Consider the following 15,546-nt stretch of genomic DNA (forward strand, 5'->3'; position numbering starts at 1 on the left):
ATACTCCAAAAAATCTTTTAAAAAAATGATCAATTCCCCCTCGCCCAATCATTCCAATCTTTGGCAGTACGGAATTTTTGTCCTGTCACAGCAGTGAGAGCATAATAACTAAGTTTTCTTTTTTCCGCGTCCTCACCATTTGCATAAGTTAACAAAAGGGGAATCGATTTTTGATCCTTTCTTTTGGCAATCTCTTCCATAGCTGGCCTGTATACTTCGGCATTTTTAGACTTGGTTGCCTCTTCAATGATGATACGAGCTTCTTCAGAGGGGATGAGGGCAATTGTGGAAAGAATTTGAGGAGCCATCTTTGGCCTTTCAGCTAACAAACTTTTAAGTTTGGGAAGGCTTGAGGGATCGGCTATGGAACCAAGTGCCTCCAAGGAATAAACCATCAGTTTTGCATCTCCCAAATCAAGAGCCTTAATGAGATCAGGAACTGCTTCCTTTGCACCAAGGATTCCGAGAGCCCAAGCAGACCCATAAGGTCCTTCTTTTGCACCAGATAATAAAACCTTTCGCAGAACAGGCACAGACGCTTTATCTCCAATCCAGCCAAGGGCTTCTGCAAAACTATCCCGCTCTGGTGTGGATGGTTTTTCTAATAATTCTTCGATACGGATCCTTCCCTCTTTATACCTTTGTCTACCGACAATTTTTGCCGCATTCCCCCAATTCTGTGTGTCTTTTCCATTTAACAAATCAAATGCGAGTTTTGCCGCTTCTTTGGATGGAATTGAACAAAGGACATCAGTAACATAGAGTTTTGTTTCAGGATCATTTGAACTAAATAGTTGAAAAACCTTGGGAACCACTGTAGGATTTCCAATTTCAATTAGTGCAATAGACGCATTTTCTTTTCCTTTGCTATAAGGAAGATTTAGAGCTTTCACAAGCACTTCATTGGCATTTTTTGCTTTGATTCGTCCAAGTGCCAAATAAGCAGCGGCTAAGGTGGGAGATTCATCCTGGATTTTGGTGAGTCCCAGTAAATAAGATTCGGCAAGAAAAACTTTTAGTTTTCCTAAAGCCATTGCATAAGTTTTGTCTTTTTCCCGATCTTTATTTTTTAAAGCCAAACTCAAGATTTGAGGACCGACGGAGCTTGCCCCGACTTGAACGAGTGCGTCTACTACTTGCAAACGAAGGGTAGGATTAGCGTCACCTAATAAAGGATAAATTCTATTTCCCACAGATGGGTCTTTCATACGAGTGAGGGCATCCAAGTAAACATCTTTAGGATTTTCAGAATCCGACCACATCAAATTAGCAATGACTGTAGATGATGATTTATCTTTTAAATCACCAAGAGCAATGGCAGCACCTGCGCGAACACCTGGTTCCTTATCTTTTAAAAGTTTTTTTAATTTCGGAATGGCGGATTTTTGATCTCGGCTTCCTAATTGTACGGCAGCTTGGGAGCGAAGAAAAGAGTCCGGAGAATCCAGATTCTCTAACAATTGTTTTGTGGTTTGTTCTTCTGACACAATTTCCTCTGAGGGACTTGTATCCTCTTTTTGAGGAACGGGATCACAATTTAATAGGAGAGTGATGGTAAAAAAAAGAGAAATAAAAATCCAAAATTTTTGCATGCCAGACAAATTTATAAATTTAAAAATCTTCCTTCAAGTTTTAATTCAAAAAAAAAGAGGACCAAGAGTCCTCTTTTCCAAAAACATAAAATTCAATAAAGTGGTTTAAGTATTCGGAACTTGACTTCTCACTTCTTTTAAACTTGCGAGTTCTTTTTTCCAAAGGTTTAAGTCTTTTTCTGCAGATTGTTTTACCTCTCCAGACGGATGTTTATTTTCCATCCAATACTCAACCATTTGGATTCTTGACTCTAATTCATTGATTTTAAAATCAAAGTATGCTTTTTGCGTTTTTGCAGAAGGTCTCTCTGTAGAACTCGGTTCTTCAGCGGATGGTTTATCCGACCATTTTTCTTTCGAAATAGAAGCAGAAAAACTAGCATCCATAGCAGTGAAGGAATCCAACATTTCTAATTGTTCCTTCTCTTCTGCTTCTGTCATACGAGTTTTGATCTCTCGAGGAATATAGAAATTTTTTGGATATTTTGCCGCAAAATCTCTCCATTCTTCTTTGATCTCTTCCTTACGATTTGGTTTTTTCTCCAAAGCAAACGGCCAAAGTACCTCAGCCTGTGCCAATTCCAATTCTTCTGGATTGGGAGCATCGGCAAATTCTGGATCGTCAAACAACGACTTGGCGTGACTTTCTGTTTTTCCGAAATTGGAATCGGTGACATCAACTTGTTTATTTGTTTTTTGGGAAGAAAACTTCCAAACTACATACGAAAACAACACAAGTAGAAATCCACAAACCGAAATGATACCTATTAACCGTTTGCTCATCGTTTAACCTCTTATGTAAAGATAGAAATGACCCAAGAAATTGCCTGACCAAAGATGTTTTCTGTTAAGAATTTCTTTAAGTCCACTGGATTTCTATTGAGTGAATCGTAATACCAAGCAGTATATTCACTTACTTGTGGGATAGAATAACCATAACGAGAGTTAATCGCTTTAATCAATTCGTTAGCAAAGAGGGAATGACCATACATGTTCGGGTGAACACCATCTAAACCAAAAACACCTGGTTGGTTTGGAAGAGGCCAGTTTGCTCGTGCATTTCCTGGAGACCAACCATCTGCACTACGAATCGGTCTTCCATTTTCTTTTAGGTCATCAAAAATCACACGTAAATCTGCAACGGCAAAACGCATTGTAGCGGCTTGTGCTTTGATTTCATTATTCAACATACTTAGGAAGGTAGAAATAGTAGCGATCTCATTTGCATCAAGAACTTGATTTGGATCGGAAACAGAATTTCTAAAGAATGCTTTGAGTCCACTGTAGTTTGCACGTCCATTCGGATCGTTATATTTTTCAAGGAAAGCAATCGCTGTGACGTTAGGAACCGTAAAAAGAACTCCCCCTTGTAAACTTCCCATAGCAGACATTCTGCGGAAAAATTCACGGATGTCTCTTTTGAATCTTGTTTCATCTAAACAGTCTGTAGATGTATGAAGGGCAGTACAAAGAACATGGTTGGCACCAGCCGATCCAAATAGGAAAGTAGGTTTTACTTTTTCCATAACTTGGGTTTGTGTTCCCGCATCACGAAGACCAAATCGATGGAACTTGTCTGGTTCTTTACAATCGGCGACTGTGACCCAACGATAAGTATACCAATACCATTTTGCCCAATACCATTCTTTTTCCTGTTTGGTGGCAGTGATGTCTTCACATTTACCAGAAGTTTTTAAGAGAGTAGTGTATTCTGCTCCGGTAATCCCTGCGTGAGTAGGGAGAGAAACAGTGGATTTATTTCCACCAATGATGCTTTCGGCAATACAAAAAATACCGCAGTCCCATTTCAGAACATCTTCTAAGTTGACGAAAGGTCCTTTTAAAACGTTGTAAGAAACGGAGGCTCCCGCTTGTTTACTAACAAGGACAGGGTAAGCCCAGTCTTGTGTTTTTTTCTCAACGGTCACCCCGAAGAAACCTTGGCTCAGGGAATCCCCGACAACCCCTACTCGTTGGAACATTTGGCTTTGTGTCTGCGCAGATAGAGATCCTGCGAAAACCAAGGACAATGCCAGCCCTAAAATTCTATTTGTGTTCATATTTCCTCCCAATCGAAACATTTTTAACATATTTCAAACAATTGACATAGTTTCATGACTTTTTGAACGAGTGTCAAATAATTTATTTCCGAACCTCTGCAATTTTTTGAACAAAGTTCATTGTATGATCTCACCCTTGGTTTGTGATAAATATCAACCGAGAGAAAATTAAAACCATTTGCTCTGAGAATGGTCTCCACGAACGCTGTTTAAATAATAATGAGAACCAAACTCATTCGCAAGGAGAATCCCTAAACATGACACGGGTGCGAAATCTTACTTCCTTCCTCACACTAGGCCTTTTACTTAATTTCTGTACTCCGAAAAAGGACAATTCGGAAACTGCTATGTTAGCCGCACTGGCCCTCGCCGCAAGCGCACCGAACCAAGGAGCCTTCTTAGAAACGTATGCACAAATTGCCTTCCAAAACTATAGCGACGCTTATGCGGATGTTGTGGCATTACGAGAAAAGGTATCGACATTTACTGGCAAAGCTTCCCCGAGTGCACAAGACCTCAATGAAGTCAAAACTTATTGGAGAAAGGCAAGACGCAGTTATCTACAAACAGAGGTATTTCGATTTAGCAAAGGCCCGATCGATAACCCGGCTTTGACAGGCGGGGTGGAATTGGAACCACTGATGAATGCCTGGCCTCTCGATGAAGGTTATATTGATACAGTGATCCTAGCAGGAACCATCACCAAACAAGACTTAATTGACAAAAATGCCGGAGAATGTAACGGGGGAACTTGTCCTGATGGCGATACAGCCAAAAACATTTCAGTCGGTTGGCATGCCATAGAATATCTGTTATGGGGAGTCGGTACAGCAGGAAACTCAACGCCAGGAAGTACAATTACAGCTGCAAATTTTACGACAGCGAATGGTAGCGGGAGTGCTGAGGCAAAACAATCCGCTTATCTATTGTATGCCACAGAAATTCTGGAATCTCATCTCTTGCAGTTAAAAAATGCATGGGATCCATCTATCTCTAATTCCTATGTTTCCAAGTTCAAAGCAAGTTCCACATCCTTTGAAAATGTCATTCGCGGAATCGCAAGATTGTCCGGTGGGGAATGGGGAGGAGAAAGGATGACCGGAGTGTTTGGCGGTGACCAAGAAGAAGAACATTCTTGTTTCTCAGATAATACCAAAAATGATTTTTACTATGATGCCAAAGGACTCGAAAATCTTTTTTATGGAACTTACCAAGGTACAAAAACCATAAACGGAAATGGACTAAAAAATTTACTCGGTGGGGAATCAAACTACATCGGAGAAAGGATTACAACCGCAGAACAATTTTGTCTGAATGAATTTTATGAAGACCCTTCACTCAACCAAACCTGCAATAGTTCTCAGATTTCCAGCCGTTTTGATACGATGATAGCCACTGTCAATTCAACACAAAGTGCAGACTATAAAATCTTTCGATACGATATCCAACCCGCCGTACAGGAAATTGCCAAATCCCTCCAACGTTCGGCAGCAAACTTTGGATTCTCCATTGGAGACGATGGTTTAGTTCTACAATAAACATAAATATAAAAATGAAATCAAAACACCTTATCCTAATTTCGATTTTACTTCTCGTTTTCGATTGTAAAAAAAAATCAAACGATGATACAACAACGGCACTGATTCTTGCGGCTATTTTATCCTCATCGTCTTGTTCCTCGGGTGATTTTTTAAATGATCCTTGTGAACAGTTTAGCGGCGGTGATACGACTACCTTTGACTCTACCGAATCAGCCTTTGATTTAGAAGCGGCCAACGTTTCGGATTCCCGAAGGTCTATCGACTTCCAAGATGGGAATGCCAACTTCAATCGCACTTGGCTTCCTGCGGGGAACTCGTCTGTCACAGGACTTGGTCCCGTATTTAACAACCGTTCCTGCCAAGGTTGCCATGTCAAAGATGGACGAGGAAGACCTCCTGCCGATGGCACTACCCTTTCTTCTATGCTCATTCGTTTGAGTGCAGCAGGTTCCAACCCCACAACGGGAGGACCCGTAGCTATGACAAATTTTGGAACCCAACTGAACACGGAAGGAATTTTAGAATACGGAACAGGGACACAAATTCCCAAAGAAGGAACTGTTACGATTACTTATACAGAAGAGGCAGGGAGTTTCCCCGACGGAGAAACTTATTCTCTGCGTAAACCAAGTTATGCGATCACTTGGAATGTGGGAGGGGGGGCGACACAAATCAATGTTGCAAACCCAGGACAACCTTATCACCCAACGAACAATCCATCAGGTACTTTTTACATATCTCCAAGAACCGCCCCAATAGTTCCAGGACTTGGACTTTTGGAAGCCATTCCCGAATCCACCATTCGTTCTTTTGCCGATGTATCCGATTCCAATGGAGATGGGATTTCAGGAAAACCAAATCTCGTATGGGATACTACACAAGCCAAAGCATTTATTGGAAGATTTGGTTGGAAAGCAAACCAACCAAATTTGAATCACCAAAATGCGAGTGCCTTTCTTGGAGATATAGGACTCACTACTTCTGTTTTTCCTTCGGAAAATTGTGCCACTGGACAAACACTTTGTTTGGCAAGTCCTACAGGGAATGGGTCGAATCCAGAAATATCTAACGACCGTTTATCGAGAGTTACTTTCTATACAAGTTTAGTTAGTGTTCCTGGCAGAAGGAATTGGAAAAACGAAGACGTAAAAAAAGGAAAGGAATTGTTTATCGAAATTGGATGTTCCTCTTGTCACATTCCAAGAATCAAAACAGGGGATCATTCTATCAAGGAAGTTGCCAACCAGGAAATTAGACCCTATACAGATTTGCTATTACATGATATGGGAGATGGACTCAGTGATTCCCGTTCCGATTTTTTAGCGACAGGAAATGAATGGAGAACCACTCCCCTTTGGGGACTTGGTCTGATTGAACGAGTGAATGGTCACGAATTTCTTTTACATGACGGAAGAGCAAGAGGGGTACAAGAGGCAATCCTTTGGCACGGTGGCGAAGCAGAACAGAGTAAAAATAAATACAAACAACTGCCCAAAGAGTCAAGAACCAAGATGATTAGTTTTCTTAAATCCTTATGAAAAATAAACAGTTCCCAATCAAATTCCTAATATATTGTTTTTACATTCTGTTAATTAACTGCGGAAGTCCTTCAGACAATGCTTCAAAAAAAGCACAAATCCTCGGCTTAGTAGATACTTACCTAAAAACGTATACAACATCAAATTTGTTATTAGACATAGCCAATAATCTAATGGTTCCCAAATACGCAAAACTTGATAACAAAGTTTCCTTGTTACAAACGGCAGCCGCTACTTATACAGGAAATCCTGATGCCACCAACCTAACCTCTGTCAGGAATGCCTGGACTGAAACTTATTTAGCCTACAAACAAGTAGAATGGGCATATTTTGGACCGGCCAACATTCCGAATAATGCTTACTTATATTTGGATAGTTTCTCAAGAGCTTTCCCCATTGACACCACATCCATTGAATCAAAAATCACTGCTAATTCGCCACCAAATGGATTACGAGTGGATGGTTTGGATGCTGTCGAATATTTACTTTTTAAAGACAATGTAAGCACAACAAACACTGCTTTTGCGGATGCCAACAGAAAAACTTATCTAACAAAACTAATCCAAGATATAAAAAACCAAACAGGACTTTTAACCTTCCAATGGGATAAATCAAGAAGTAATTCATTCTATTATTCTTTCACTAATGCCGGAAAAGGAAGTCGCGACTATCCCAATACCAAAGACGGACTCACGGAACTGACAAACCAAATGATATTTTTCTGCAATACTATTATAGATATAAAAATAGCAGAACCCTCTGGTTTACGGGCAACGAACTTAGGTGTCAAAGACATCACGAAGGTTGAAACGCCCTATGCAAATTTATCTTTTGAATCGTTAATACAAAATCTCCAAGGATTTTCGGATATAGGTGAAGCTGGATTTTATAAATTCTTGAGTTTAAGAAGCGAAACAGTGGTTCCAAGATTAAAAGATCAGATTCAAGCCACAAAAACATCTGTAAATTCTCTAAAATCGAAATATGGCACATTTCAAACCGCTATTTCGACAGGAGGCGCAGAAGTAGAACTTATGTTAAATGAATTTAAAAAACTTAGAATATTAATAAGCACTGAAGTAATCAGTTCGCTAGGTGGAACTATCGGAGTTAGTTCAAACGATGGCGATTAAAAATTTATTACAACCGGTTTCATCACTTTCACTTCACTTTTTTAGAATAGGATATGGGTTTGCGACAACCATTCTAATCTTCCGATATTTTTATTATGGATGGATTCATACATATTTTATCAAACCGACTTTCTTCTTTAAACATTTTGGTTGGGAATGGGTTCATCCACTCCCCCCTATTTTTACTTATCTTTTATTTGGAATTCTATTCATAACTGCTTTTGGAATATTTCTAGGTTATTATTTAAAAATCAATTTGTTCGTATTTACCGTTGGATTTACATGGTTTCATTTTTCTGATGCAACGATTTATCTGAATCATTATTACCTAGTCTCTCTTCTTGGTTTTTTATTATGGTTATCACCTGTAAGTAATTCAAATCATCCTACCTTTCATTTTTTTAGTTGGATGAAAAAAGCAGAATCCATTCCCAAACTTTGGTTATATGCGTTTCGAATACAGATGGGACTTGTTTATTTTTTTGGAGGGATCGCCAAACTACAACCAGACTGGTTGTTCGAAGCCCTTCCCCTAAAACTTTGGTTGTACCAATCAGAAGGAAAAATTCCATTTTTAGACCCGATTTTAGGCCTCCCGGTCACTGCCTTTGTTTTCTCTTGGATTGGTGTAGTTTTTGATTTATCGATTCCATTTTTACTTTGCACAAAGAGATTTCGATTTTTGGGGTGGCTCGTTGTTCTTTTCTTTCACACGTTTACATCATTTTTATTTCCCATTGGAATTTTTCCTATTGTTATGAGCCTTTCTTCCTTAATATTCTTTGAACCGAATTGGCCAAAATCGATTTTATACAAAATCATCAGACCAAAACAAGAACCAATAGAAGAAACCAGCATTTCCTATATAAACAATGAAAAATTAAAATTTGGGTTAAAAGAATACACTCTACTCACCTATCTTTTGTTACAAATCTCAATACCATTTAGACATATATTTTATCCAGGACAAGTGATATGGACCGAAGAGGCTATCAAATATTCGTGGCAAGTGATGGTTGCCGACAAAGTAGGATCTGCAACCTTTTGGGTTCAAAATAAACCAATTGATCCAAAGGAAATACTTACTGACTACCAATACCGAATGATGACGATCCAACCAGAACATATCCTTCAATTTGCTAAATACTTACAAAAGAGAGAAGCAGAACAATCAGGATTAAAGGAAGTATCTGTTTATGTTCAATCCAATGTCTCAATCAATGGAAAACCTGCTCGCCCCCTTTTTTCACCAAATGAAGATCTGACAAAGATCGATATAAACTTCTATCCATTAAAAGGACTTCTTCGATGAATCTACAAAACTTACGTTTCCTGGTTCTCTTTTTTCTGATACTAACAATGAACAAAAAAATCCTGTCACAAAACGTGTCAGAGGAAAAGGAATCTAAACCAACGAAGAATGAAGGAATTCATGTCATTGGAAACAAAAAAGAGGATTTAAAAAAAATCCCAGGTTCGGCATACATTATCGACAAAAAATATTTAGAAGAAGCCTCACCTACGGATCCAATGGAAGCATTACGTCGCGCACCGGGTGCTAGTGTACGTTTTCAAGATGCCGCAGGACTAACACCTAACATTGGCTTTAGAGGAGTGAGTAACGAAGAATCAAGGAAAACATTAATTTTGGAAGACGGAATCCTGACTTCTCTGTCACCTTATGGACAACCAGAAAGTTACTATTCCCCCTCTATCGAAAGAATGGAAAGAATTGAGATCATCAAAGGATCAGGCTCTATTTTATTTGGTCCCAATACCATTGGAGGTATTGTTAACTTTGTCACAAAACGTCCCCCTGCAGAATCTACATTTTATACCAAAAATGTTGGCGGGGAAAATGGTTATCTCTCTACATACAATTCTTATGGGAAAAGTTTTGGATCGAGTGCTTTCGAAGTTTCTTTACTTAGAAAACAAGGAAATGGATTTAGAAATTATCAAAACTTTGATGTCACGGAAGGTAATATCAAATGGATTCAAGATTGGAACGAAAACCATAGCACTACAATTAAACTAGGCTATCACCTGCAAAATGCCCAATCGACATATTTAGGTTTGTCGCAAGGCCTTTTTCGATTGGATCCCAAAATCAACCCAGCGGAGTTTGATGAAAAGAAGTTAAATCGAAACCAAACTATTATATCGCATAATTGGAAATTAGCAGAAGACCATACACTCATAATACGAGGATATTTTTCTCAAGCAGAAAGGAACTGGGCAAGGCAAGATTTTTTATCTGGAAAATCCAACTCCGGTGGATATTTGAATGCGCCCCTGGATACACTTCGTACGTATTCTCCAGGAATTATTGGAAATCGTCCGGGTGATGCTATTTATATGCGAGAGTCATATACAAGCCGAGATCAATCTTTTATGGTAGGTGGAATTGAAACCAAACTGGAATCTAAGTTTTCTACCTTAGGACTTAAACATGAAACAGACCTTGGCGTGCGATTACATGGAGAAAACAATTTAACCCAAACCAACCTAAAAAAAACAGATGACCCATTAGGTTATCTTTCCAAAGCAATCATTCAAGAAGAATCTTTAATCAATAACCTGGCGCAACCTTCTCTTCCAAACTTTAACTTGAATAGACAAGAAAGAAAAATTGAAGCCTTCGCTGCTTACTTCCAAGATAGAATCCAACTTTCCGAAAACTGGAAACTGATACCAGGTGTTCGTTATGAAGAAGTAAGACAAAAAGCGATTACGACTAGAAGACAAGCCACAGCCGAAGATTATCGATTAGGTGCTGTTTTACCAAATGATGTTTCTGTGAATCGAAGAAGTTCAAGCGAATCTAGAACTCATATCATTTTACCGGGACTTGGGATCACTTATGATATTACCAAAAAATTCATTTGGTTTTCTGGAGCTCACAAAGGATTTTCACCACCAACCTTCGGAACATCTTTTAGTCCACAAGGCAATGACTATAGACTCAAACCAGAAACATCCACAAATTATGAAACAGGCGTGAGAGGTGACTTAACTTCTTATTTGTATACAGAGCTTGTAGGTTACAAAATGTATTTCCGTGATCAAATTATTAACGTAAACGAAGTGGGCGGTGAAAACGGAATCAGACCAGCAAATACTGGATACTCAACTCATACAGGTGGAGAAGCTGTGATTGTTTGGGATCCCGCCAAGATGCAGAAATCGGAATGGAGAGTCCCAATTGAGCTTATTTATTCTCGCATAGAGGCAAAATCCAGAAGTTTCAATCCGTTTCCTGTATCACAAACAAGTGATGGCAAAGAGATAATCGAATTTCTACCTGCATATACAATTAATAATTACCAATATCTACCGACAGATACAACTGGAAATTATTTACCTTACGTACCGAAAGAAACCATTACAACGGCAATTAGTGTCTCTTCGCCACAAGGGTATTACGGTCGATTAGAATATCAATATTTTGGAAAACAATATTCTGATCTATTAAATACCAAAGATGAATCAGAAGATGGAAACAAAGGGATTATACCAAAAGTAGAACTCTGGAACACAAGTTTAGGATATCGTTCTCCCGATAAATGGTCAGTGTTTATTAACGCAAAAAACATTCAGGATAAACAATACGTATCAGGTAGGTTACCAACGGGTATTCAACCTGGTCCTTTTCGTCAAATCAATGTTGGTTTCACTCTAGAGTTATGATAATGAACATCAGTTGATTTAGGAAAATTAATAGAACAATACAAGATACAAGAAAAGTGATTTAGTGAATTAGAATTGGAACGGATATTCTAATATATTGCCGAACAATTTCCATTTCTTTTTCATCAACAATGACTTCACGTATCATTAAGTATTCGATGAAATCGTCTCTTTCTGAGACATCGGCAATAAAAAGCCCATCTTTTAGAATATCTGTTAACCTGTTGACATTGCGTCCGCTCGGAGATTTTTCCCTTTCCTCTTTAGGAGAAAACTCCCTAAGTTTCGCATTCGCGTAAGCTTCCCATCTGTGAATAGTTCTTAGATTATTCTCTAATTGAAATAAAAAACTTGGAACAGAGTCTTGTTTATCAAAAACAACTAACATTCGTAAGTATTGATACAAATTCGGATTTCTATATAGAAGTCTTTTGCAGTGAATTGAGTCTATTTTTTCGAAGATACCGTGAAAAGATTCGGTATTACCCTCACAAGAATCAGACATGGTAGTTTCAAAATATTCTTCCCATTGTTTTGCATTTAAGTTTCCAAGTAAGTTCAGCTGGAAAGTGACATCTTTTTCCACCAATGGCTCGCAAAGTAACAATTCCAAACTTTTTTCGGAACTGATAATTTTTGCCCAGATAGAAAAATAATAATCTGGTGTAATATTTCCGGTTTTTATATATTTTCCAAAACTCATAAACCAATATTTGCATTTCATGTTCCTAGCCAGTAGAAGGTGACGAAAGAAATGTATGAATACACGAACCTCTGTTTCGGATTCGCAACAAAGTATAAGATTTTCTCTGAATTCAAAAATAGATTAAGGTTAAGTACGAACTATATCCGAACAAAACTTTTTTTAGAAGTATTTGCCCACACGATCAAAGTTTCCCAAAGCAGAAAGGATCGTCGTTTCTTCCCAGAGATCCAAAACGGCACCGTTACCACGCATATACACTAAAACATCCCCACGATCAGGTGAAGGAATTTTTTTAAGTTCTTTTAATACTAAAGATAAACGATTGGGGTCTCTTTTATTCGGTGCGAGTTTTGCTTCTGATTTAAAATCAAATCGGTCTCTTAGGCCTTGGCAAAAAGATTCCCATACATGAATTGAATCCAATATAGACTCTAATCGTTTTCGATTTTCTGATTCTTTTTCACTTTCTTCGCCAAACTTTTTAAATCCAGAAACCATCATCATTCGTAGGTAATAGTAGAGTGTATGACTATTCAAAAGAATTTTACGAATTTCGTTTTCTCTTAGGTTTGAAAAAATTCCAAGCAGCGCCTGCATTGTCATATTTTTTTCTTCTAATATATCAAAATAGGCTTCCCAGGTTTGCGGATCCAAGTTGGACAATAAATGTATCTTTAAAGTTGGATCTCTGTCCATTTCTTCAGCAAGAGACAATATTCTTAAACTTTGTGCTGAATTAAATAAAGATCTCACTTGCAAAAAATAAGCATTGGAATCAAAATTACCCGATAAAAATTGTTTGCCATATCCGAAATATACAAACTTCATTAGTAATTCCGGCGTTAAGTTCTCATCATTAAGAAAACGTTTTGAGCCTTCTTCCGAACGAAGAAGCCACAGATATTCAAAAACCAAATCGCAGAACTCTTCTTCTGCCAACATATGATCAGCTAAAGATTTTAGATCAGCGCCTTTGTCTATGGATTGAAAGAAGTCTAACAATTCACTTGGAGAAGCATTTTTCCAAAATTCAGATTTCTTCCAGAGCATATTTATTTTGTATGTGAAAAGAAAAGAGGTGTCAATTGAATTTTAGAAATATTCGCAATTGTGAATATTAATACACATTCCAGTAACTACTTCGTAATAAATTATAGCAAATTTTACCATTAGCCCCGGTATCGATTATGAAAACCTAATCATTAGTATGAGGAATTGTATACATCTTTCCGTTAGGTGATAAGACGGCATCACCCCATTTATTTGAACCAGATATCCCGGAGTTATAGGTCGCAGAAACAAAGTTATCTGGATCAAATACAATGAAATTATCGGAATCGGCGGGTATCGTATAAATTCTTCCATCAGGCGCCACAACAGCAACCTCCCATTGCGAAGTTTCACTTGTCCCAACGGAAGGAATCGGATTTGGGATCACATCCGTTTTCAGGTTTCGGAATTTATAGGATAAAATTACAGAACAGAGAAATAAAAAAATAAAAAATGGAACTGGTGTTAAAAAATCTAAAAATCTCATTGTCTTTACAAAAAAAAGAATTCAAACTCTATTTCGGAGAATCGCCAAAAACTTTTTTCAATCGCAAACAAATTTGGTAACAGAGTTTACTTTTCTGATTTTTACAATTTTCTCACAAGATATAGTGTATCTTAATCATTAAGTGAGCAATTAAAAGTTAAAATACTTAAGAGGACACCATGAACCAAATTTTGATATGACTCTTTTTTAGCTCTACATTCGATCCAAATAAAAAGTGCGATTTTTCAAAACATGGAAACTCTAGAATAAAACATAACCATACACAAATTTTAACATCCTATTGCCCAAACACTGCAGTATTTGACGATAAGGTTCTAATCCAACTAAAAGATGAAAACTTTGGCAATAAATCCTGATCCTGCGGCATCATATAAAACCCATACAAAGACTATAAAACTAACATATTTTCTTAAGAAAATAATCAGAGTCTACCTCTTTGCATTTTAAGACATGGTAGCGTTAGGATCGAAAGGATATCCCTGCAAATTAAACTTTGGAAAACTTTTAAAAAGTCCCACTACTATGTGCTATACAAAATGGCTTCCCTTTTTATCGATTTCAAAATCATGTTACAATCAGGCCTTTTATAATGTATAACGAACTAGGTGTGGACCTCACTTTACTCCTTTGGAACAACTCTGTTGCCATTTTAGCAGTTTCTCTTGTTTGTTACCTGGCAAGTTTTCGCCAAACGATTCTTTTCATACTAGTCGTAGGATTTTCTCTATTCACTGGCATACAATTCACGGTTGAATCAAATTATGATTCCATTGCAATCATGGGTTTTATCAAACTAATTTTACTTCTACCTTTTGGCTTAGGTGCTGTGCTAACATATATTAATCTATCAGAACTAAAACAAATAAAGTTTCAAATCTGGTTTACCCGTTATATCAATTTTGCTGTTTTGACCAATATCTTCGTTATGGTTTTCTCTCCAGATGCGGGAACTTATCGTGGAATCGTCAGTCGTTTCGCCTGCCTTTCTCTTCTCGTTTGGTTAATCCAGGAAATGTTAAAAGTAGGTTTCCAAACGACTCTGACTGATAGAAAATTTTTTATTTTTAATTCTTCACCATTATCATGGATCTATTGCCATGCTCTTTATCGAATTGCCCTCTTATCGCTGCCAACCTTTGATAGCATCCAATACCTTCTATTGGAACCACTCAGCCTTGTTTCGATGACAGTCCTCTATCGATGGCACAAAAAACGCTACCCCCTTCCTTATTATTTTGGTTTAGCAGACACACTTGTAGTCACAACTTTGACTGTGCTTACCCGGTATCCGATTTTACTACCATTTGAAATTAAGGATCCGTATATAACCAATCTACAAGAAAATCAATGGGACATGATTTTCATCCCCATTCAAGTTTTTGTAATCGGATATGCTTTAAGGGCAATATCCAAAAACATAAATCATCTTTCGAAAAAAAAGTCAGCCATGAATCCAAACATTGCTTCATAGTAGATTAGCAATGTTTCTAAGATAATTACTTGTGAAATTTCTAAGTAAACCGTCCCATTTCAGAACATTTGACTAACCAATAGAAAATATAGTCCCCTTTAGGTCAGTGAACTTCTAAATAAGGTACTGGTCGCAAAGACTAGGAAGTTTTTATTATGGAATTGATCCTGTAAAATCCCTCACCAAATTCCTATGCGGCAAAGTAAAATTCAATTTATTATAATGAATCCTTCATCCAGGCTAATTCCATCTTATTA

12 protein-coding genes are annotated in these 15,546 nt (G+C 37.7%); 6 read left to right on the forward strand and 6 right to left on the reverse strand.

What is annotated here, in order from left to right:
* Nucleotides 1–29 precede the first annotated feature (29 nt).
* The 3 genes from ND811_RS08365 to ND811_RS08375 all read right to left on the reverse strand — a co-directional run bounded on the left by ND811_RS08365 (nt 30) and on the right by ND811_RS08375 (nt 3,682).
* Nucleotides 30–1,592 carry a HEAT repeat domain-containing protein gene (locus ND811_RS08365; RefSeq protein ID WP_265351589.1) on the reverse strand — a complete coding sequence of 521 codons (1,563 nt, stop codon included), beginning with the start codon at nt 1,590–1,592 and terminating at the stop codon, nt 30–32.
* A gap of 105 nt (nt 1,593–1,697) precedes the next feature.
* Nucleotides 1,698–2,375, reverse strand: a complete 678-nt coding sequence (locus ND811_RS08370) for a hypothetical protein (RefSeq protein WP_265351590.1) — start codon at nt 2,373–2,375, stop codon at nt 1,698–1,700.
* 11 nt (nt 2,376–2,386) lie between these two features.
* The gene (locus ND811_RS08375; protein WP_265351591.1) at nt 2,387–3,682 is read right to left on the reverse strand and encodes a hypothetical protein; all 1,296 of its coding nucleotides are present in this window, start codon (nt 3,680–3,682) and stop codon (nt 2,387–2,389) included.
* Between the two features lie 227 nt (nt 3,683–3,909).
* On the opposite strand from ND811_RS08375, the gene ND811_RS08380 reads away from it, so the two are divergent.
* Genes ND811_RS08380 through ND811_RS08400 form a run of 5 tightly spaced genes read left to right on the forward strand, consistent with a single transcriptional unit; the run spans nt 3,910 to nt 11,554 of the window.
* Complete coding sequence (locus tag ND811_RS08380) at nt 3,910–5,190, forward strand: imelysin family protein (protein WP_265351592.1); 1,281 nt, start codon at nt 3,910–3,912, stop codon at nt 5,188–5,190.
* Nucleotides 5,191–5,204: 14 nt separating this feature from the next.
* Nucleotides 5,205–6,731 (forward strand): di-heme oxidoreductase family protein, encoded by a 1,527-nt coding sequence (locus ND811_RS08385; RefSeq protein ID WP_265351593.1) that lies wholly within the window; start codon nt 5,205–5,207, stop codon nt 6,729–6,731.
* Complete coding sequence (locus tag ND811_RS08390) at nt 6,728–7,864, forward strand: imelysin family protein (protein ID WP_265351594.1); 1,137 nt, start codon at nt 6,728–6,730, stop codon at nt 7,862–7,864. Before ND811_RS08385 ends, ND811_RS08390 begins: the two co-directional genes overlap by 4 nt.
* Complete coding sequence (locus ND811_RS08395) at nt 7,854–9,176, forward strand: HTTM domain-containing protein (protein WP_265351595.1); 1,323 nt, start codon at nt 7,854–7,856, stop codon at nt 9,174–9,176. Before ND811_RS08390 ends, ND811_RS08395 begins: the two co-directional genes overlap by 11 nt.
* Nucleotides 9,177–9,223: 47 nt before the next feature.
* A complete protein-coding gene (locus tag ND811_RS08400; RefSeq protein ID WP_265351596.1) occupies nt 9,224–11,554 on the forward strand; it encodes a TonB-dependent receptor family protein in 2,331 nt (776 codons plus the stop codon).
* Nucleotides 11,555–11,615: 61 nt separating this feature from the next.
* Here ND811_RS08400 and ND811_RS08405 read toward each other — a convergent pair whose 3' ends face one another.
* The 3 genes from ND811_RS08405 to ND811_RS08415 all read right to left on the reverse strand — a co-directional run bounded on the left by ND811_RS08405 (nt 11,616) and on the right by ND811_RS08415 (nt 13,797).
* A complete protein-coding gene (locus ND811_RS08405) occupies nt 11,616–12,278 on the reverse strand; it encodes an LBF_1199 family protein (RefSeq protein ID WP_265351597.1) in 663 nt (220 codons plus the stop codon).
* A 141-nt stretch (nt 12,279–12,419) separates the two neighbouring features.
* Entirely contained in the window at nt 12,420–13,310 is an 891-nt protein-coding gene (locus ND811_RS08410; protein WP_265351598.1) for an LBF_1199 family protein, read from the reverse strand.
* Nucleotides 13,311–13,455: 145 nt separating this feature from the next.
* Nucleotides 13,456–13,797, reverse strand: coding sequence for a hypothetical protein (locus ND811_RS08415; RefSeq protein ID WP_265351599.1), 342 nt, complete (start codon nt 13,795–13,797; stop codon nt 13,456–13,458).
* Nucleotides 13,798–14,407: 610 nt separating this feature from the next.
* Between ND811_RS08415 and ND811_RS08420 the strand changes: the two genes are divergently transcribed.
* Nucleotides 14,408–15,289: a hypothetical protein gene (locus ND811_RS08420; protein WP_265351600.1), complete on the forward strand. Its 882-nt coding sequence runs from the start codon at nt 14,408–14,410 to the stop codon at nt 15,287–15,289.
* Nucleotides 15,290–15,546: the final 257 nt, after the last annotated feature.

Source organism: Leptospira soteropolitanensis (assembly GCF_026151655.1).
Classification (GTDB): domain Bacteria; phylum Spirochaetota; class Leptospiria; order Leptospirales; family Leptospiraceae; genus Leptospira_A; species Leptospira_A soteropolitanensis.

Coding starts and splice junctions, on each gene's coding strand:
- ND811_RS08365 (WP_265351589.1), bottom strand. CDS start 1,592: ATGCAAAAATTTTGGATTTTTATTTCTCTTTTTTTTACCATCACTCTC.
- ND811_RS08370 (WP_265351590.1), bottom strand. CDS start 2,375: ATGAGCAAACGGTTAATAGGTATCATTTCGGTTTGTGGATTTCTACTT.
- ND811_RS08375 (WP_265351591.1), bottom strand. CDS start 3,682: ATGTTAAAAATGTTTCGATTGGGAGGAAATATGAACACAAATAGAATT.
- ND811_RS08380 (WP_265351592.1), top strand. CDS start 3,910: ATGACACGGGTGCGAAATCTTACTTCCTTCCTCACACTAGGCCTTTTA.
- ND811_RS08385 (WP_265351593.1), top strand. CDS start 5,205: ATGAAATCAAAACACCTTATCCTAATTTCGATTTTACTTCTCGTTTTC.
- ND811_RS08390 (WP_265351594.1), top strand. CDS start 6,728: ATGAAAAATAAACAGTTCCCAATCAAATTCCTAATATATTGTTTTTAC.
- ND811_RS08395 (WP_265351595.1), top strand. CDS start 7,854: ATGGCGATTAAAAATTTATTACAACCGGTTTCATCACTTTCACTTCAC.
- ND811_RS08400 (WP_265351596.1), top strand. CDS start 9,224: ATGAACAAAAAAATCCTGTCACAAAACGTGTCAGAGGAAAAGGAATCT.
- ND811_RS08405 (WP_265351597.1), bottom strand. CDS start 12,278: ATGAAATGCAAATATTGGTTTATGAGTTTTGGAAAATATATAAAAACC.
- ND811_RS08410 (WP_265351598.1), bottom strand. CDS start 13,310: ATGCTCTGGAAGAAATCTGAATTTTGGAAAAATGCTTCTCCAAGTGAA.
- ND811_RS08415 (WP_265351599.1), bottom strand. CDS start 13,797: ATGAGATTTTTAGATTTTTTAACACCAGTTCCATTTTTTATTTTTTTA.
- ND811_RS08420 (WP_265351600.1), top strand. CDS start 14,408: ATGTATAACGAACTAGGTGTGGACCTCACTTTACTCCTTTGGAACAAC.